The organism is Sphingomonas sp. RB1R13 (assembly GCF_036663775.1).
Lineage (GTDB): Bacteria > Pseudomonadota > Alphaproteobacteria > Sphingomonadales > Sphingomonadaceae > Sphingomicrobium.
Genome location: NZ_JAXOJM010000001.1, coordinates 201,685 through 219,956 on the forward strand (window position 1 = coordinate 201,685; position 18,272 = coordinate 219,956).

13 protein-coding genes and 2 tRNA genes are annotated in these 18,272 nt (G+C 56.8%); 11 read left to right on the top strand and 4 right to left on the bottom strand.

Translation table 11 applies throughout. The annotated features are described in order from the left end of the window. Nucleotide 1: 1 nt before the first annotated feature. From U1700_RS01045 to U1700_RS01055, 3 genes are read right to left on the bottom strand one after another with little or no spacing between them, the layout of a single operon-like run. Nucleotides 2–2,953 (bottom strand): site-specific DNA-methyltransferase, encoded by a 2,952-nt coding sequence (locus U1700_RS01045; RefSeq protein ID WP_332749387.1) that lies wholly within the window; start codon nucleotides 2,951–2,953, stop codon nucleotides 2–4. 2 nt (nucleotides 2,954–2,955) lie between these two features. Then, a complete protein-coding gene (locus U1700_RS01050) occupies nucleotides 2,956–3,882 on the bottom strand; it encodes a hypothetical protein (RefSeq protein WP_332749389.1) in 927 nt (308 codons plus the stop codon). Continuing rightward, complete coding sequence (locus tag U1700_RS01055) at nucleotides 3,879–6,908, bottom strand: BPTD_3080 family restriction endonuclease (protein ID WP_443025863.1); 3,030 nt, start codon at nucleotides 6,906–6,908, stop codon at nucleotides 3,879–3,881. The genes U1700_RS01050 and U1700_RS01055 overlap by 4 nt, the downstream gene beginning before the upstream one ends. Nucleotides 6,909–7,168: 260 nt before the next feature. On the opposite strand from U1700_RS01055, the gene U1700_RS01060 reads away from it, so the two are divergent. The 4 genes from U1700_RS01060 (at nucleotide 7,169) to U1700_RS01075 (ending at nucleotide 10,281) form a co-directional block, all read left to right on the top strand. Next, nucleotides 7,169–8,410: a hypothetical protein gene (locus U1700_RS01060; RefSeq protein WP_332749393.1), complete on the top strand. Its 1,242-nt coding sequence runs from the start codon at nucleotides 7,169–7,171 to the stop codon at nucleotides 8,408–8,410. 134 nt (nucleotides 8,411–8,544) lie between these two features. After that, nucleotides 8,545–8,874: a hypothetical protein gene (locus U1700_RS01065; RefSeq protein ID WP_332749395.1), complete on the top strand. Its 330-nt coding sequence runs from the start codon at nucleotides 8,545–8,547 to the stop codon at nucleotides 8,872–8,874. A gap of 142 nt (nucleotides 8,875–9,016) precedes the next feature. Beyond that, a complete protein-coding gene (locus U1700_RS01070; protein ID WP_332749397.1) occupies nucleotides 9,017–9,991 on the top strand; it encodes a hypothetical protein in 975 nt (324 codons plus the stop codon). Nucleotides 9,992–10,026: 35 nt separating this feature from the next. Next, on the top strand, nucleotides 10,027–10,281 hold the full coding sequence (locus tag U1700_RS01075) for a hypothetical protein (protein WP_332749399.1): 255 nt from the start codon (nucleotides 10,027–10,029) through the stop codon (nucleotides 10,279–10,281). Nucleotides 10,282–10,613: 332 nt separating this feature from the next. On the opposite strand, the gene U1700_RS01080 is transcribed toward U1700_RS01075, so the two are convergent. Continuing rightward, on the bottom strand, nucleotides 10,614–12,050 hold the full coding sequence (locus U1700_RS01080; protein WP_332749401.1) for a hypothetical protein: 1,437 nt from the start codon (nucleotides 12,048–12,050) through the stop codon (nucleotides 10,614–10,616). A gap of 1,275 nt (nucleotides 12,051–13,325) precedes the next feature. On the opposite strand from U1700_RS01080, the gene U1700_RS01085 reads away from it, so the two are divergent. The 7 genes from U1700_RS01085 (at nucleotide 13,326) to U1700_RS01115 (ending at nucleotide 18,229) form a co-directional block, all read left to right on the top strand. Then, nucleotides 13,326–13,679, top strand: a complete 354-nt coding sequence (locus tag U1700_RS01085) for a hypothetical protein (RefSeq protein ID WP_332749402.1) — start codon at nucleotides 13,326–13,328, stop codon at nucleotides 13,677–13,679. Next, on the top strand, nucleotides 13,676–14,320 hold the full coding sequence (locus tag U1700_RS01090; protein ID WP_332749404.1) for a hypothetical protein: 645 nt from the start codon (nucleotides 13,676–13,678) through the stop codon (nucleotides 14,318–14,320). The genes U1700_RS01085 and U1700_RS01090 overlap by 4 nt, the downstream gene beginning before the upstream one ends. A 191-nt stretch (nucleotides 14,321–14,511) precedes the next feature. Further along, on the top strand, nucleotides 14,512–15,417 hold the full coding sequence (locus U1700_RS01095) for a DNA N-6-adenine-methyltransferase (RefSeq protein WP_332749406.1): 906 nt from the start codon (nucleotides 14,512–14,514) through the stop codon (nucleotides 15,415–15,417). A gap of 195 nt (nucleotides 15,418–15,612) precedes the next feature. Continuing rightward, a complete protein-coding gene (locus tag U1700_RS01100; protein ID WP_332749408.1) occupies nucleotides 15,613–16,707 on the top strand; it encodes a DNA-methyltransferase in 1,095 nt (364 codons plus the stop codon). Between the two features lie 119 nt (nucleotides 16,708–16,826). Beyond that, nucleotides 16,827–17,852 (top strand): site-specific integrase, encoded by a 1,026-nt coding sequence (locus U1700_RS01105; RefSeq protein WP_332749411.1) that lies wholly within the window; start codon nucleotides 16,827–16,829, stop codon nucleotides 17,850–17,852. 25 nt (nucleotides 17,853–17,877) lie between these two features. Further along, nucleotides 17,878–17,951 (top strand) — tRNA-Gly (locus U1700_RS01110). 191 nt (nucleotides 17,952–18,142) lie between these two features. Then, nucleotides 18,143–18,229: transfer RNA gene (locus U1700_RS01115), tRNA-Tyr, on the top strand. Nucleotides 18,230–18,272 lie beyond the last annotated feature (43 nt).

Below are 18,272 nucleotides of genomic sequence, written 5' to 3' on the forward strand. Positions count from 1 at the left end.
CCTAAACTCCGAACACCTTCATCACTTCGTCGCCAAAGTGGTTAATGACCTTCACTGCGATTCGGCCTGATTCCGGGCGTGCGAAGGGGCGCGATGTGGCGCGGTTCAGGGTGGCCCAAGCTTCCTCGTCGACTTCCGCCTTCAACGCGATCTTTAACTGCTTGTAGGGTTCGTTCGCGCCGAGGAAGTAGGCGTGGCGGACGAAGAAACTTTCCTCGTTATAGGCTGTGTCGATGAACCACGCGGCGATGCCTTTCACATCGTTCGATCGGACTTCGCCGGTGTTGGGATCGTAAATATCGACGCCGTTGACGCGCACCGCAATGCGGCCATCGGCCTCCTCAAGAATGTCGATGTCGGGTTCACCGAAGATGGTGAAAAGGTTTCCCTTGCCGGTATTCTTGAGGTCGCCTGCCATGTGCAGGTCGGGATTCATCTTGGCCTTGAGCACCGGCAGCGGGCCGAGGCGGGTAATCTCGGAGGCATGAGCGTCGAATGCAAATGCAGTTGCGATCAGGACATCGAACCGGCCTTCTGACGCCTCGCGCGCCGCCGCCGTCAATTGCACCCGCGAAACTGTGCCGAACTCAGGCCCGATGAAGATCGCCGCGCGCCGCTCGGTCTCGCTTTCCATGAAGCGGCCTTCAGCGCCGATGTAGCTCCCCGGCCAAGGCGTCAGACTGGTGAAAGTGATGCGATCATCACGATCGGTCTGGTGAACGCCAGCGGTCTTGAGATGATCGAGCACCATGGCCGCGAAGTCTGTCTCCGAAGATGATTGTGGCTCACCCGCGACCTTGCCGTCTGCCGCATCGACAAGGTGAATCAGTTCGTCGGCATCGGCGGGAACGATACGGTGCGGCGACAGGCTTTCAACAGTGAACGGTCCCGCGACGCGCACGCGGCTTGGGTCGGCATAAGGCTTGTCGTAAAGGTGCTCGACATCCGCCGCCTTGGCGATCGAAGCGTCGATTTCTTTCTGCTGCGCGATCCGCGCTTCCCACCATGACTGATGGACGCTCGCCACATTGGACGGCCAAGCCGGATCGGTCTCTCGCGGGAGTTCCCATTCCTGCCAACTCTTCCCTAGAAACTGGTTGAGTTCGGCGCGGAGAGGTTCGAGCGCCGCCTGCCACTTGTCCCAGATCACATCGATCTCGGCATTGTTGGCGATTGATTTCAATGTGACGTGCGGCACTCGCTCATAGACGAAGCCCTGCCGCACATCGCCATATGTTGCCACATCAGTCGGCGGCTTTCCTGTGACTTCGGCTTCTTTGCGGCGACCGTCAGCGCTGTCGAGTAGGTGATACCATGGGTAACGCGCGGCCATGACGCGCGTGCGTGCGAGCGCCAGCGCGACACGACTTGTATCGATCGTTATCCAACGCCGACCCCATTGCTCGGCGACGTAAGCCGTCGTGCCAGAACCGCAGGTGGGATCAAGCACGAGATCGCCCGGATCGGAAGCCATTAACAGACAGCGCTCGACCACCTTAGTCGACGTTTCGACCACATACTGCTTGTCAGACGCGAAGCCCGCAATGCCCGTATCGGACCAAACATCAGTTTCTGCAAAGACAGCGAAGTCATCGAAATATCGAACGTAATAAAGCCCTCCCAAAGTCGATTCCAAGCGACCGCTCTTCTTCAATCTCTCCATGCCGGGTTCACTCGTCTTCCAGCGAACTTTCAGGCTTGGGCGTAGCTCTCTTCCTTGGAAGTCAACTGCAAACCAAGAGGCTGCTCCCTCGCCTTTTTCCCTTCCGACACTCTGGCTCGTCAGATTGTCGATTCGGTAGATACGCGAACCTTGCGGGAGGGTCTCGGGTTCAAGCTTCTCTCGCGCCGTTAAAGAGCGTGCAGAAAGGTCAGCATAGCGCACGCGAGAATAGGCCGAACCGCCTTCTCCCGATAACTTCTTCCTCTTGTGGGGTAGCCTAAACTTCAGAGCCTCTTTGCGCTTCGCGTAGAACAAAATGATGTCGTAGGTGCCGGGGATAAACTGGGAGGTAGCCCCTGCGGTTTTGGAGAAAACGATCTGAGCTATGAAGTTCTCTGATCCAAATACCTCGTCAAGCAGCACTCTCAATCGGTGCACGTTTTCGTCGCTGATTTGCACGAAAATCGAACCACTATCGGTCAGCAACTCACGCATCACCGTCAAACGGTCACGCAGGTATGTAAGGTAGGAGTGGATGCCGTCCTTCCATGTGTCGCGAAAGGCTTTCACCTGCTCAGGTTCCCGGCTGATGTCAGCCTGCTTGCCGTCTTTCACGTCGCGGCTTTGCGTCGAAACCTGCCAGTTTGAATTGAATTTAATGCCGTAAGGTGGGTCGAAATAAATCGCCTGCACCTTGCCTTTCAATGCTTCCCGTTCGGCAAGGCTGGCCATCACTTGAAGGCTGTCGCCGAGGATCATCCGGTTCGACCAATGCTGGTCGTGTTGGTAGAATTCGGTTCGTGCCATCGGATCAGTCAGGCCGTTGAAGTCTCCGAACAGGTCGGGAGCATCGTTTGGTTCATCCTTTGCGATTTGCGACTGCCGAACGAGATCGTCGATGATGGCTTTGGGGTGCACCTTCTCCTGCGTGTGGATCATCGGCGCGGTCACGATCAGGTCGGACCAGTCCTGCCGATCCTTGCCGCGCCAGACAAGTTGGGCGTCGCCAATTTCGATGCTGCCGATCGCGTTAAGCTGGGCGACCTGATCCTTGGTCAGCGTGATCTCCGCGCCGTTCCACACGATCTGGGGATCGAGGTCTTCGTCGCGCTCACGCGTCTCACCTTTGGCCAGTGGCCGCGCACGCGGATAGGCAACGGGTGCGAGCGGAGCCATCTCCTCCTGCATCGCCGCGAGGTCGGCCATCTCGGCAGTGGGGATGTTGACCCGGCCATCATGGCCATAATTGAGGGAGCCAATCTGCTTCGGCCCCTTTGGTGTGCGGGCCATCGTTAGCTTCTCTCTTTCGGTGCCTGAAAATGTCTGATGTCATGGCGCTTAAGCAAAGCAGTGACATCGCCTGAGAGCGGTTGCTCGGTTACCAGATACGCTTCGACAACGGCATCATGGCGGACATCCATCGCCTGCTTCACGGCGCGATATTTAATGCATTGAAAAACCCCTCTTCGAAGGTCAACTTCGTTGGAGATGCGGGACTTCACTTCGAGCACTACGGTCTTGAGTCCGGAATAATAAACCGCATCGACACGGTCACCCGAGAATAGCTCGTCCTCGGTCTCTGCCCTCGCGTTGCGGAACCGCTGACTGATCGCCTCAGGATTCTTTGTAACCCAGAGCCTCAAGGCCTTGTGGAAAGGGCCTTCTCCACCCTTTCCATATTTCCCCGAACCGACTTGGTCGTCTTCCTCATTTCCTTGCTTTCGTATTTCCCTCTCGATCTCAATCTGTTGGTGGGTCAGGGGCTGGCCGAACACCTGTTGATATAAGGCGGACCAATCTTCAGCAGCGTAAGCGTAAACTTCTGCCGCCGACCGATTGAAGCAATTTTTCCAAAGTTTATGGAAGCGGCTCTTCGCATTTTCTTGTGCCAAACGGGGCTGGCCGTGTCGGGTCGCCATATAACTTCCCGCCCCCCGGCTCGGCATTCCATCTCGTTGGCTCACCACTAAGACATTGATGAGGGGCGCAGTCTTATCAATGGCTTGAATGGCGTTCATCAGGGTGCCAGCGACGTGCCCGATGCGCGTCGCAAATATAGTTGAAAAGTCTGCGTCATCCTCCAAACGTTGCTTGAGTGCGCCGTAAGTCATCGTATCACCATCCAACGCAACGGCGATAAGAAATCGCATGGCTGGTGCGAGGGCATGATCATCCAGATTCGCGTTTGTCGCGGCGTATTTCTTAGGGGACGCTTTCACATGCTTTTCCTCGATAGTTCGTCAAGCATGACGCCGAATGCACTTTCGATTTGAAACACATCGGTGAACTCGGCGAAGACCCAGCGGCCATAACTCACGAGGTTATTGACCCCCGGTATCCACATCGTCTTCATGGTTTCCGCCTTCAATTGCGCATCACCCTTGCGATAGCCTTTGGTTTCCAGAACCAAGTGCACCGGCTCCGCTTCACCAACATCCAACCGCACAAGCATGTCCGGAAGATAGCGGCGCGACGTCGAGCCATCTCGATAGGGGACTTCGAGGCCGAGGCCCTGATTCTTCACGTAGGCAATGACGCGCGGGTGCGATTCGAGAACGGCAGCCATCTCCGCCTCCCATGTGCTGTCGCAGACAACATGACTGACGTGACTCCGCCGAGCGTCCGTCTTGAAGGTACCCTTGCTCGTCGTGAAGTTGACGAAGCGCGTGCTACTCTTCGGGTTGTAGGGATCGAGGACTGCCTTGATCCGCTGCGGCCCATGCTCGAACCGCTGGCAGGCGAGGAAGATTCGCTCCGCCGCCTGATCTTTAATCTCCAGATAGTCGAGCACGCCCATCGGCACGCCCTTGAGGACGAGATAACCACCGTCGAGCCATTCGCGCACTACTCGACGCACCTGACCGAACAGGTGCACCGGCAGATCGCCATCGTCCCCGGCGAACCGCTTCAGGAGGTGCGCGGCAAGGCTGTAGGCAATGGCACTTGGGCGTTGGTCTCCGAGGCCCGCTGCGCGCAGTTCCTCGGTCGCGCCGACGATTCCGCTCATCGTGACCCGAGAAGGACCGATCATTTGAGGATCAACAATGAGACGGCTGTCGGGACTGAACTGCGCCATAATCCGCTCTTCGGGCAGATCAACGCGGTAGCCCTCGACGCGTGGGAACTCGATTTCTAATTCGGGCTTGGCTGCGATCCGCTCGCGCACTGCGTGGACACGGGTAACGATCTTGGGCGGCGTCGGCTTGACGATGACCGGCTTGGCAGTGAAGTCGAACGGGATGCCGAGGATGTCGGCGTATTCGACATCAAACAGACCGTCGCTGTTTAGTTCGTAGGATTGCCGCCTGAGGGCGCGACCCACCACCTGCTCGCACAGCAATTGCGTGCCGAACGCGCGAATTCCAAGGATGTGTGTGACGGTGTTTGCATCCCAGCCTTCGGTCAGCATTGACACCGAGACGACGCAGCGAACCGTTTCACCAAGGCGGCCCGGTTTGCCAACCGTGTTCATCACCTCGCGCAGCAAATCGGCGGGCTCGATGTCGTCGGCATCCTCGACCCGACCCGAACGCTCCTGCCGCTCACGGCGAAACTGCTCGATCTCTGGGGCTGCGATCTTGCGGAACTCGGCGTCGAGCGCCTCGCCACTTTCGATCTGGGCACTGTCGATCAGGAAAGTCGGTGCCTTAGCGAGCCGGTTGCCGTGCTCATCGTAGTTGCGGAACAGTTCGAGATGACCACGGTGGACGTTTATCATCTCGCCATCTGCGTTCGGCCTGTCCCATCCTGAAATCCACTCGGCCACGAGCTTCGAAGTCGAGGTGTTGTTGCAGACGACGATGAACACGGGCGGCACTGCGATTCCCGCGCGCCGCCACTCCTCATCGACTCTTACGTAGTGATTGTAGAGCGCGTCGAGCGCGGTAAGCAGTTCGGTCGGCAACTTGAATGGATCAAGGTCGCCCGACTTGGCCGTGCCCTTCTTGGGCATTTCTTTGCCGATATAGTCCCACAGCTTGCGATAAATCGGCATGTCGGCGACCGGCAGGTTATCCGCGATCGGGACGCGCGGAAGCTTGACGATCCCACACTCGATCGCGTCCATGAGCGAGAAGTCGCTGACCACCCATGGGAACAGCGTGCCCTCGGCATAGCCTGATCCGGAGAGGAAGAACGGCGTTGCCGACAAGTCATAGACCGCGCGCACGCCGACCTTGCGCTTGAGCACCTTGATGCCGTTGATCCAGAGCCTTGCCGCTTCCTTATTCTGCTTTGCCTCGGCCTTGCTGTCGGCGTCCTTCAATTCCTCGACGCTGCCAAGCGGGCGCTCCTCATAGCAATGGTGCGCCTCGTCGTTAATGACGATGACATTCTTCATCGCCATCAAGTCGCCGCAGGCGCGCTGGAGCATTTGCCCTTCGGTTTCGAGCGTCCTTGGTGCCTCGCCCCGGCCTTGCAGCAAACCCTTGCCGATTTTGGAGACGTCCATCGTCTCGCGACGCTTGAACGAGTGATAGTTGGTGATGACGATCTTGGCCTTGCCGATGTCACCGAGCATGTCTGAGGGCACAATGTCCCTGAAGCGGTAATAGTTGTCGGGATCGTCTGGCAGCAGCACGCGGAGGCGATCCTTAATCGTGATGCCCGGTGCGACGATCAGGAAGCCCCGGCTGAAATGGCTTGCGGGAGATCGCACCGCATTGACGGTTTGCCACGCGATGATCATCGCCATGACGGTCGTCTTGCCAGCGCCCGTTGCCATCTTCAGCGCAAGGCGCATCAGATCGGGATTGGACTGCTCGTTCGCGCCTTTCAGGTGGGTCCAGATGTGCGCATATTGCTTGCGGCTTCCGGCAACTTCCGTAAGCCAGATAAGCGTCTCGATCGCCTCGACCTGACAGAAGAATGGGCGGAGACCCTCGATGTCGGCTCGCCGCCAGTGGTGCAGGAGCTTGGCCGTGGCGGGTGTGACGCCCCAGTCCCGGTCGCTCGGCAGGGAGCGCCAAGTGTCGATGTGACTACGAATTCCGTTGATAATGGGCTTCGGGTTGTATTCCTGATCGGCGTCGCTGAGGCCAGTAGCATCATCGAAAACCATGGCGCTCTGCGTGGCGCTGCTCGATCTGCGCTTCGGCCTCGGAACCGGCGTTATGAAGTCGCACGGGCGTCGTCCGAGGATTGGGGGCAGGTCGAGCGGCTGCCCATCCGCGTCGAGCGAGTGGTGCAGCGTCGGCACGACGTAGGGCGAATTGAGAATGGGTCGATCGAAGAAACTCTGGGACAAAACGCTCCCCCCCTGCCGAGTGGAGTATTTCCGGCCGTTCGGAAACACAAGGAGCATGGCGAGAAGTTAATGATCGACTCACCGATTGCGGCCCCGCTAAAATTCGACACTGCGGCATCGCAGCACCACTCCGAATGGGACGACCGGGTTCGCGGAGATCGTCATGTATTGCGGAAGGCGCTTCAGCGGACCTTGCATGAGGGCACGCTGCGGAGCGGAGAAAATTTTGCCCGGTGCCTACTATCGCCTAAGTTCGCGTGATGGGTCGTCCACCAATCTTCCCGCCCGGATTCACGTGGGAGCGTAAGCCGTTCAAGAAGTGCGAGCGTTGTGGTGAGATAGCACTCGGCCTTCTCAGTGCAGGTCGCGACCTGATGACAGAGCGGTGCGCGAAATGCCGATATGAGATCGGTTGGGTGCTTCCCAAACTTGACAAAAGGGTCATCTACCTCGACCAAAACGCGTTCAGCGTCATCTTCAAGGCGCGGTCGGGCGGGCGGCTCCCGAAAGGGCACGAAGACTTCAGCAAGGCATTACACGAGAAGGTGTGTCGCGCAGTGCTGCTCCAGCAAGCCGTCTTTCCCCACTCCGACCTTCACTCAGAAGAGACGATTGTGTTCGGCCAAGACGCTGGCAATCTCCGCGCTTCCTATGAGTTCATCGGCGGCGACATCGCTTTCGTGCGAACGGTGGACGTAGAGCTAAGCCAAATCATTGAGTTCGCTACCGCCTACCGCGACAGGCGTGACCCCGTTCTATCCGATTGTTCCGATGAGGTGCTTAGCAGCCCGCGCAACGATTGGTTGCCAGACATGCACATTCGAGTGAACGCGGACTACGGCGCGTATGCGGGTGGCATTCGCCATCGTCGTGAGGCTAATCACGAGGAAATGGAGGTCGTTTACGAACGCTGGCAACGCGATAAGCCGTCCTTCGCAGAAATCTTAGAGCGGGAACTGTCGCTCTACGGCGACGCGAAATGCAAAGGCTATCTCGTTAAGCTGCAACGCGCATTCGACGCAATGGACGGCGGTGATCCTGAGGCGATAATCGGCACGCATCTTGACTCGATTTTCGATGAGAAGCGCGCCCTCATGGAGGTTTTCAAACTCGACCCAGATGACGAGATTGGCGCGATGGAGACTATTTTTGAATTCTGGCGGTGGGACCGCAATCGCGACATGCCCGTTCATCGCATCGCCAGCCACCTTTGGGCGGGGTTGGGTAGGCGCTTCGCACTTGGGCAGAAAGCGACAACGCGCGGTGTCTACAACGACATCAAGGCCATCTCGACTTACGGCCCCTATGTAGATGCAATGTTCATCGACAAGGAATTCGCCAATATCCTGAGCGAAACGAAAGAGCTTCGAAAGCTCGGGCTAAAGGCACGCATTTTTTCCTTTGCGGATGGTGACGATTTTATCGCTTATCTCGACGAACTGGCGAATGGCGCATCGGAAGATGTTCGCGAATATGCTGAACGTATCTATCGCGTGAAGTGATCCGCGGTCCGGTCACAGCGGAGGGCCTTCGTCTCGCTAAATATAGCATGCGCTACCACGAACTCCTCGAAGCCCGCCCTTGGAAACTCTACGCGGGTCCACATAGACCGTGCCTGCTAGCTTCTCCTCAATCGGTGGGTGACGCCGATTACGTCATCGTCAAGGCTGACGGAGAATACGGCACGATCTCGACTGGCCGCACAGAAACTTTTTACGGCTACTACGTGCGCATCCTTTCACCCAACGGTGACGAGTGGCTGGGCGAGGACCGGCATTCGCTCAGGGAAGCCCTCAGGAAGGCCGCTGAGGCGTTGCACAGCGATGGCTGGACGCTTCTAGCTATCGGACTAGCCCCAGAATGGCGAGAAAGCGGCCTGAGCCAGAATAGCGGGTGGGGCTATCATCCCTCGCATGCTGACCGCCGTAAGCACATGCTGGAGCCGCCACCTCGCGAAGAGCCGTGAATTAAAACCCATCGCTCGGATGCTGGCTTCTCCGTGCCAACAGAAATTGGTGACGATAATTATTGCCAGATTTTAGAATCGTGATAGCCTTCGATGATGCACAAACTAACGAAGAGGCCGCTCCGAAGATAAAGGAGCGAACATGAAAATCAGCCCGGCTGAGGGATGGTGCCTCAACTTCGTCGTCGAACTCGACATTCACGCCCCGGGAACGGCGGGCGCGTTTTTGCGTGCCAGCAATGAACGCCGCCAAGTCGTCGCGGCTTATCTGTCCACACGGATGGGTTCCACGGAGCCGTCGGAAAGCGGCGAACTCGCCGACCTCATCACTCGGGCCGATCATCGTGCGCTTTTGCGCGCTGCCTATGGTGAGCCCCCCGCGGGCCTTCGCACCGCCTTGGCAAGGTCAGGCCCTCGCCCACATCGTAAGCAGTTTTATTGGAGCCTTCGTCGGCTGCTGGCATCACCCGAGGATAAGCAATTCGCGGCCACGATCCGTCAGCTTGATGAACTCGATCCGTCTCGCCTGCTGATAGTTGAAACCTTGCCACCGGCGATATGCACCCCGAACCTCGTCAAGTTGGTGCGGAGCCCGACGGTCGCTGCGGATGTGGCTAAGCTGGTCGAGTTGCTGATCGGAAACGGGATCAACGAAAATGCGCTTTATCACGCTCTCCATCGAGTTACGACGGCGGATCAACTGTCCGCCCTGTGGAACCGGTGGTCGCTGAAGTCGGTCTTCCCGGCACACCCGATTCCGTCATCCAAGTGCTACACGCCTGTCACGTCGGGGATGGAATTACGGGGGGTCTCACTTCGCTATCGGAATTGCGTCAAACAATATCTCGCCCAAGCGCTCAATTCCGAGAGCGCATTCGCCGAGTTCACGGCTGCAGGGACATGTGTGGTCCACATTAAACAGCACGAAGGGCAGTGGAGTGTCGAAGGGGTGCACGCGAAGGAAAATGGGCCGGTGGCCCCCCAGCTTTATTCCGCAGCACTCGACTACCTCGCCGGTCACGGCATTCGGCCCCGACCGCGCCACTTTGAGGCCATCGGCCCGTGGAATGTCCTCCGTCGGCTGACGCGCGCCCACATGTGGGACTGGGCCGATTAGGCCCGGCGGGGATCGGTTCCTAGCCTAAATAACATATGGACGACTATTATGAACTTTACCACGGTCACGGCGACGAGAGCATCATGAGCTACGCTATCAGGATGCGACAACTTCCCCGAGGGCATCCGGCTCGGCTAAGCCTCGACATGTATTTTGATCTGATGCGTGCAGGTATCGACGAGATGAAGAAGCAGTCAGCGGCGAACGTCGCACTGCTCAAGGCCCACAATTTGGAAGATTACCGGGTTTCGCTTTCGGTCGGCAAACCAGAGGACGGAGACCCATCGTGAACGCTCTTTCAACGTGCAGTTAGTTGAATGAGGATGACAGAGATACTTCAGAATAAGTCCGTCTGGCGGCGATACGAGCCGATCTCTAACGGGCCTTGCTTGATCGCCACGGCGGAGACGAAATTGGGCGCGTGTTATGAACTGGGCACGGTGCACACGGGTAGATCCCGGGTGTTCGTTGGCTACTACGCCCGACTGGTCGCAAACGATGGCACAGCATGCTTGGGCGAACATCCAGACAGCCTTCGCCGAGCGCTTGAAAGCCTTGCGACGGGCGCACTCGCGTCGGCGGGCTGGCGTTTTGTCGATGCCCCGGCGCTTGATGGCAATTTCTACGAGACTGGCCTTAGCGCCAATACGGGGTTCGGCCATGTCTCCGGCGAAGAGGCCAATGGCCCGGTGCCCATGATCGGCGTGGCTGAACTCGTCGCAGCTTTCTGACCTTTCAGTTTCTTGCGGCTCAACCTCTTCCGGATTTTCGCATCTTCCCTTTTTTTGATGGCTTTGGCTTCTTCGTCATCTCCAGCGTCCCGCGCATTCGAGAACGATGTCCGTTCCACCGACATCATGCCTGCGTCTTCGACCGGAACGCAGTCCACATCGGTGAACCCAGCACTAGCAAGTTTCCCGGTCAGTCGCTCCGCTTGCGCCTGCGAATACAGGTAAACATCATAGGCCCCGCCATAATCGGGATTCCGGATCGCCCCTCGGCACACGAACTGAAAGACGTCCTCGTCTTCGCGGGAGGCCCGAATGTCTTCCATTCGGATATCGAACATTTTCATGATCGGCCCGTCCGCTGGAACGGACTTTGATGAATAAAAAATCGCACACGAAGTTTCGTCGCGCAGGCAGTTCAGACCGGCTAGTTTGGGGCTTTCCATCCTTCCGTTGATGTTGTGCTCAAAGCGATCCCGAACGATCCGGTTTCCCGACCAATAGCCCGGCGTGACCCTATTAATTCTCATCCACGCATCAATTTGGGCGAGGCGTTTGCGCCCCTCGGACTGACCCCAGAAGCTGATCGAACCTTCATGTGAGTTCGTGAAAAAATGGACTCGGATCGCTGGCTGCGCTTTCCGGCGGACGGTGAGTGGCCGCTCGCGGAACTCGATGTCGGAGGAGTAAAGGCAATCCCAAATCCTGTGGGTGATGCTACCCAGAAAATTGGACGCGGCAATGGTCACAGTCGCGAAGGCAGTGAGTTGATCCGATTTCCAAACCGCGATCCAAGAGACCCGTTTCTTGATTTCCGGCCCCGTAAAGCTGCTCAGGTTCAGCAGGAGATCGGCAGGACGGTTGGCCCATGATTGGAGATCAGTTATCGAACTTGCTATCGTATCGCGCTGGATGTCCTTCCATGAACTGGGATTTCCCACCTGCCTGACTAGCGACCATCCGGCCTCGAACGGGGATAGTTCAAAGGCGGCTTGATAATAGGCCGCGCTCTTAGACAGCTTGAGGTAGTTTGAGCCAGTGGCGTTTAGGCATTCGTCAATGCGAAGGTGCCAACCCTCAAAGTCCTTCAGGTCAGTCGTCATGAGCGTTTCATGTGTGATGAACACCACGAGGTGATCGCTCTCCATCGAGCCAGTGCGGCGCTTAGCGAGACGACCGCCCGCACTTCCCTTCCCACACTCGGAATGAATGACATCGACGGCGGCAGTCGAGGTCATTACTCGGAAACGACCCGCCTGCTCATCGGCCAGCTTCGTTGTAAGACAGGCGAAGAGATAGCGCCCCGGTGTCGTCGCCGCCTCCCTAAGCATTGTTTCGCTCTTTGAGCAGCCGGGCGGGCCTGACAACACCTCAATAACCCGCGTGCCTTGGCGTGCGGTGATTGGAGTAATTGAGAAGTCCGAAGATGGTGTTGCATGGACTTCAAATGGGTCACACTCGTCCTTCTTAGAAGAGATAGTGTGACATCGCTCAGAATCTAAATCTCTGTAAGTCATAGCTCATAATAGATCGACACACGGCCATATTTCATTATTCAAATTGCCGATCTAGATTTAATTGCAATAGCGGGAGCGCTAGCGACCGGTATTGCAATTCAATTAGATCGGCCAGACGGGCGACTTCTGAAAGATCGCGAGCGCAGCGAGCGTTCTTTCGGAACTAGGCTGGATAGGAGTTTGGGCAAGGCCATTGTCTCCTTCTCTCAGATTCAGTTGAGGTGATTGCCTCAGCCGCGAACGCGCCTTCGGCAATCAACTGTTTCCCGTCACGGCCTCGCTCGTGTTCACTCGCTCCCCTCGACGGAAAACAGGTTTTGGAAATGAAGCGGCGAAGCCGCCAGACTTGCCCAAAGACGCGCGTGACTAAACACGGCCAACCCCTCTCGACGGTTTTCCCTGAACTGTCGCCAAAAGTCGGGGAAAGCCGAGCGCTCAAATTGGTGGCTGTCACTACACCGTGGCACAGTTCAAACTGGTTCAGTTACTGCCGGGACCCCTCTGGGGGCCGCCCAGCGGCGGAGTAGGCCTCTCATGCGAGAAAAGGTAGCCGAGAGGCTCGGGCCGCTACTGACGAGCGTCCTAGCCAACTTTACGCCGAACTTTCGTCCCCTCGCTCTTCCGCACGAAATTATGCAAGAATCCGTGATCTAGGAAATCTTTCCGAGGATGGTCGGCCCAAGGCTACCGCTACGGCGACGATATGTTGGCGATGCAGCGGGCTAAACTTCCGGTCATTGAGGAAGAGCTAGGGGCAAAAACTATTTTCAGGTCTGATGGCGGCCTCGATCTCCATTTTGGGGACAAGCGGGGAGCGGTCAAGTTCAAGTTCTACTCTAAAATAGTTTTCGGACTGCGTTGGGCCACCGACCCCCCCAATCTCCAAAAACATCAAATTATTTTTCCGTCGTTTTCCTAACCATCGCGAGTCGCGCCACAGAGCCATCGCAAGGTTTGATTAAGAACTCTCCTAATTAAGCAAGGCTATAGAGTTCGGTCTCTTCCGTCCTTCCCTTGACATACCTTATACAGAGGCAGATTACCGCTCGCGAGTGTCCCAAAGTATAGTTTGTTTGACAGTTTTAGGAAATGGGTAAACCAACCATGTTTCTGCATGAAGCTGAAAAACTTTGCAAACTCGCGTCTAAGTGGGTCGCAGAGACTGATTTGAAGGAATGGCGAGTTAGTGAGATCAACTACTTCGCCGAAAACTATTTCAACTTTAAAGTTGGGAGCCGAAAGAACCCGATGCGCTCGCAGCCTTTTCTTGAATGCAAGTCAATCTATGAACTACTAGCGGAATCCACGGCGAAAAACATGGAGAGTTATGTGACGCGCATGGAATTGGAAGATAAGCTCGGACTTTTGAAGTTGAAGAAGGATGAGTTGCTTCGGGACAATGACCAGAAGCGTCGCGACATTGGAGGAAGGAAAAAGTGGTGAGCAAAGCTTACGAATGCGCGGTGGCGATTGACGAAGCCTTCACGCGAGGCAGCTACTATTCGAAGTGTTCGCATGAAGTTATTGGAGACGACGGAAGCGTTGGACTATGGGTTCGCGATCTGGCTGAGGACGAGGACGAGAGCAACTGTGAGAATCTTCATTATCGGTTTCTCATCGAGGGCGCCGAGTTGTTCCGCGTGAATCCCAAGGAGGGGCTGGTGCTCCACCTCAAAGCCGATACCGACGAGTTATTCAATTTCCTCGGGCTGGACGACGACGACGAAGACGAGGAGGAATTTGAATTTGCTCTGCAATACGAGGAGGTCGATGTTGGATGTGAGGCACGCATCCGCGATGCAAGCCGAAATCCCTATATAATGAGACTGCGCATCACGAACATTGACTGGGACGACGACGGGGAAGGCGTAGACCTTCCGAAGGAAATCATTTTGGATGTCGATGACGAAGAATATAGTGACGACGACACGATTGTCGCCGACGCGCTATCTGAAGAATACGGATATTGCGTTAATAGTTACCATGCCGAGCCGTTTTATGCGGACGGTCGGTTATTACACGGTAGATTGGAAGCCAATTACTGCGTAATCGAGGCTGAGTGCGCGTCAACACAGCCTAAATAATCCAGCCGCCAACGATGTGCTCGCGGTCAGGACGGTCGGGTTTGTCATGGTTCCTAACCGACCGTATCCCCCCGCCCTCATAGAAGGTTACCGCGACGCTCCGGCTGCTGCTGGCGAGCCTCCTAGCCAGCTTTACGCCAAAGCACCGCTTCACTCCTCGCTTTCGCGCAACTAATCATGCAGGAAACCGCATGCTCATTGGCCCAGCCATCAAGCAAGCTCGGAAGGCCACCGGTCGGTCTCGCGACGAAGTCGCGGCCGCCGCCGGTGTTTCGCCGCGCGCCGCAGCGAACTTAGAGAATGGGACGGGAAGCCTGCCGGTGCTCCAAGCGATAGCAGATCAAATTGATTTCAGGATCGCTGGGCTAGCGAGGGGGCACAGGATTGCGCAGCAAGTCGCCAGTGCTCGCAGTCGAGATAAGCTGTCAGTGGCGACTCTTGCTAGAAAAGCGAAGATCGCGGAATCCGCCGTCCGCAATTTGGAAGTGGGGCTCGGGCACATCCGCAGCCTTGAAGCCGTCATTCCAATCCTCGCGCCCAAGGCAAGAACCAGAAAATCCGAACGCGCCAACTGGAACAAGGGGTCGCGAGACGACAGGCACACGCCCGAGTGGCTACTCGCGTTGATCACCGATGTGTTTGGCCCAATCTCGCTCGACCCTTGCGCTTCCATGACCAAACGCATCGAGGCCGAGCGTCACATCACCGAGGCTGAAGACGGATTAGCAGCCGCGTGGAATGGCAAAACTGTTTTTGTGAATCCGCCATTTTCGCAAGCAGCGCTGTGGATCAGAAAAGCTTGGCAAGAATGGCACCACGGTCACTCCGGCACGGTTATCGCCTTGCTGCCCGTCAGGACGAATGCGTCCGGCTTCCACGATTATGTGGCCGGGCAAGCCAAAATGATTTTCTTGCGGGGCACGCCTCGGTTCGGCGCTCCTGATCGTGGCGCGGCCCTCGGGGGCATCGCTTACGGAGTGATGCTGGCGGTATGGGGAGGCGACGATCAACTAGTGCAGCAGCTTGCTTCAGAACTAAGCTGCACAATGATCTTAACAGGGGCAGTTCAGGTCTTTAGCTCATCCCGGCGTGTATAATTCGATCTCTTGCAAACCCAACTTGATTTCTGAGAAGTGTTGCCTTATTTGTTGCTTTGTAAATGTCACGATCCCAAGCGCGGCCCATAAGTGGCTTCACCGGTCTCCGAGGAGCCGGGGATCATCAAAATTAGAATAACAGTTTTGATGATCACCCGTCTTTGCACTTATCGGAGAACTATCGTGCCCACTGCAATGTTGAATGATACTTCAGATTATTACAAAGTAACCGACGCTACCGATCCCCTTATCGAGATAATCGAAGGCAATTGTCTTCAGATAATGCGCGAGATGGCTACCGGCTCTGTTCCGCTCATTGTCTGTTCCCCGCCATTTAACATCCGCAATTCATCGGGCGGTGGGTTTCGGTCGAAGAGTTCAGGCAATTGGGCAAATTCGAAATTACCAAATGGCTATGGTCTGAACTCCGATGACCATCCGCGAGAACATTACAAGCGTTGGTTACGGGCATGCACAACTGAGATGATCCGTTTGATACCCGACGACGGGGCGATCTTTATGAATCTTAAGGAGCGGATGCAAAACGGGCTCCGTGAAACACCTGAGGAGATCATCGGTGGTTTACCGGTGCGCCAGCGGATCACTTGGGAGCGTGCGGGCTCGAACAACCATACCTCGGGCTGCTTCCTCCCCAACTCGGAAATAATTTATTTCTTTGCCGGGCCTAATTTTGAGGTGGCCAAGGAGTGTCGGCGCTTTGGCACCGTTTGGAACATTCCGCAGCAGCGCGGCTCCCCCCACCCTGCCCCTTATCCGATAGAGTTGCCGCGACGCTGTCTTCGCAGTGCCCCCGACAAACGGCTTGTTCTCGATCCCTTCTCGGGTTGGGGAACGACCGGACTCGCCTGCATCGAGCAAGGTCGTAACTTCGTCGGCATCGAGCTTGAGAAGAAATATATCCAGCAATCGTTCGAACGCCTCGCGCCTGAACTTTGGCGCACCGATGCGCTGCTACGCATGCGGCGCCATTCCAGTGCAGGACATGCGCTGGATTGGTCAGAGTTTGATGGGAGGAAAGTGCTCGGCCAAAAATCCTGTCGTGAGCACAAGATCGCCGTCGAGCCGGTTTCCGTTCAAACTGGCCCGGTGATACGGAAGAGGCTCGGTTATCCACCTTCCACCCAAATCGAAAGAGTCCTTCGCGCGGCTCAGAGGGCCGGAGTTGAAATTCGAAACATCGAGGTAACCCCGGAGGGATCGATCCGCGTGTCGTCGTCAGATGGCCTCGGTCCGGCGGACGAGTTCGAGCGGTGGGAGTCCCGGCTGTGACGATCCGAGGCGTGCACTATGTTAAAAAGAAATGGCCGGGCAAGCCCGTGCGGTGGTATGTCTATGCTTGGCGAGGAGGCCCGTGCATCAAATCGCAGGTCGGCGGTTGCAGGCCGAGCTTGGACGCCAACGATGTCGCGACGCTGAGCAAGCATCTTGTCCAGCAGACACAGCCTGACCCTCGCTTGCTCGTCTCCCTTATCCGGCGCTGGCGATCTTACGATCCTGAACGCGGCTCCAGTCCGGAATGGGCGGCTCTAGCTCCCGGCACGCAGAAGACTTGGGGAAGCCAGTTGCGGATCATCGAAGACCGGTGGGGAACGACCCCACTGTCGCTGTGGAATGACTACCGCATGCAATCGAAGGTCATGGACTGGCGTGATACCCGTTCATCGACGCCACGCGCCGCCGATTTGGGGGTAATGGTTCTCCGGGAGCTTCTTAAATTCGGAAAGTTGAGAGGACTAGTCTCGCAAAATGCGGCGGCAGGGATTCCGACCCTCTATCGGGGTGGAAACCGCGCTGAGATAATCTGGACTGAAGAGGACATTGACCGGTTCTGCTGGCATGCAATCATGCTTGAAAGGCCGCATATCATAGATGGCTTGATGCTGGCCAAAATGACCGGGTTTCGACGAGCCGACCTCGTTTCCATGAGCGACGCGAATGTCTACCAGCACACAATCAGCAAGAAGGCGCTCAAGGCCAGTCGTGGAAAACGGCGGATGGCCACGATGCCGCGCCTCCCTCAACTTGACCTGCTTCTGTCGGAACTAGCGACCCGACAACGGGAGCCCGGAGTTCGGACGCTCCTTGTGAATAGCCGTGGCCTACCTTGGACTGAGGACGGCTTTGGCGGCTCTTTCAATCGAATTCGCGATGACGCGAACATTGTCCATGTTGACAGCGAGACGGGGGTCGTCCGCAAGAAACATCTCCACGATGTCCGAGGAACCTTTGCCACTGACCTAATTCTCGCCGGAACGACGGATCACGAAGTCGCCGAGATCATGGGTTGGGCTCCCGAACGCGTCTCCCATATTCGACGCGTTTATGTTGACCAAGCTCGTGTTGTCGTGGCAATCGGTGAGCGGATTGCAGCGACCGCTGTAAACCGAACTGTAAACCGCGTTCTTCTAGACTAAGAAAACCCAACCTTTCTAACAGGTTGCGGGTGTAGCTCAATGGTAGAGCAGAAGCCTTCCAAGCTTACGACGAGGGTTCGATTCCCTTCACCCGCTCCAGAACAAGGCCATGCGGGGCATGGTCTTGTTCTGGAGCGCCGAGCGGCAACGCCGCGAGGGCGACTGGCACGCGAGTGGTCATTCTTCCGTTAGTTCAGCGCGTGTGATGCCTTTCACGGCATTCAACCCGTCTTAGACCTCCCCGCCGTTGACACCCCGGCGTCACCCCTTATTGGGACGCCACGCCTCATGGAGAGGTGGCCGAGTGGTTAAAGGCAGCAGACTGTAAATCTGCCCGGGTTTCCCGTACGCTGGTTCGAATCCAGCCCTCTCCACCATCGCTGCCGATGGACACGAGCAGGCGACACCCCTTCCCCGCTG

Excerpts from the sequence above, each read along its gene's own strand:
- U1700_RS01060 (WP_332749393.1), top strand. The coding sequence starts at position 7,169 with ATGGGTCGTCCACCAATCTTCCCGCCCGGATTCACGTGGGAGCGTAAG.
- U1700_RS01045 (WP_332749387.1), bottom strand. The coding sequence starts at position 2,953 with ATGGCCCGCACACCAAAGGGGCCGAAGCAGATTGGCTCCCTCAATTAT.
- U1700_RS01075 (WP_332749399.1), top strand. The coding sequence starts at position 10,027 with ATGGACGACTATTATGAACTTTACCACGGTCACGGCGACGAGAGCATC.
- U1700_RS01070 (WP_332749397.1), top strand. The coding sequence starts at position 9,017 with ATGAAAATCAGCCCGGCTGAGGGATGGTGCCTCAACTTCGTCGTCGAA.
- U1700_RS01100 (WP_332749408.1), top strand. The coding sequence starts at position 15,613 with ATGTTGAATGATACTTCAGATTATTACAAAGTAACCGACGCTACCGAT.
- U1700_RS01095 (WP_332749406.1), top strand. The coding sequence starts at position 14,512 with ATGCTCATTGGCCCAGCCATCAAGCAAGCTCGGAAGGCCACCGGTCGG.
- U1700_RS01085 (WP_332749402.1), top strand. The coding sequence starts at position 13,326 with ATGGGTAAACCAACCATGTTTCTGCATGAAGCTGAAAAACTTTGCAAA.
- U1700_RS01080 (WP_332749401.1), bottom strand. The coding sequence starts at position 12,050 with ATGCTTAGGGAGGCGGCGACGACACCGGGGCGCTATCTCTTCGCCTGT.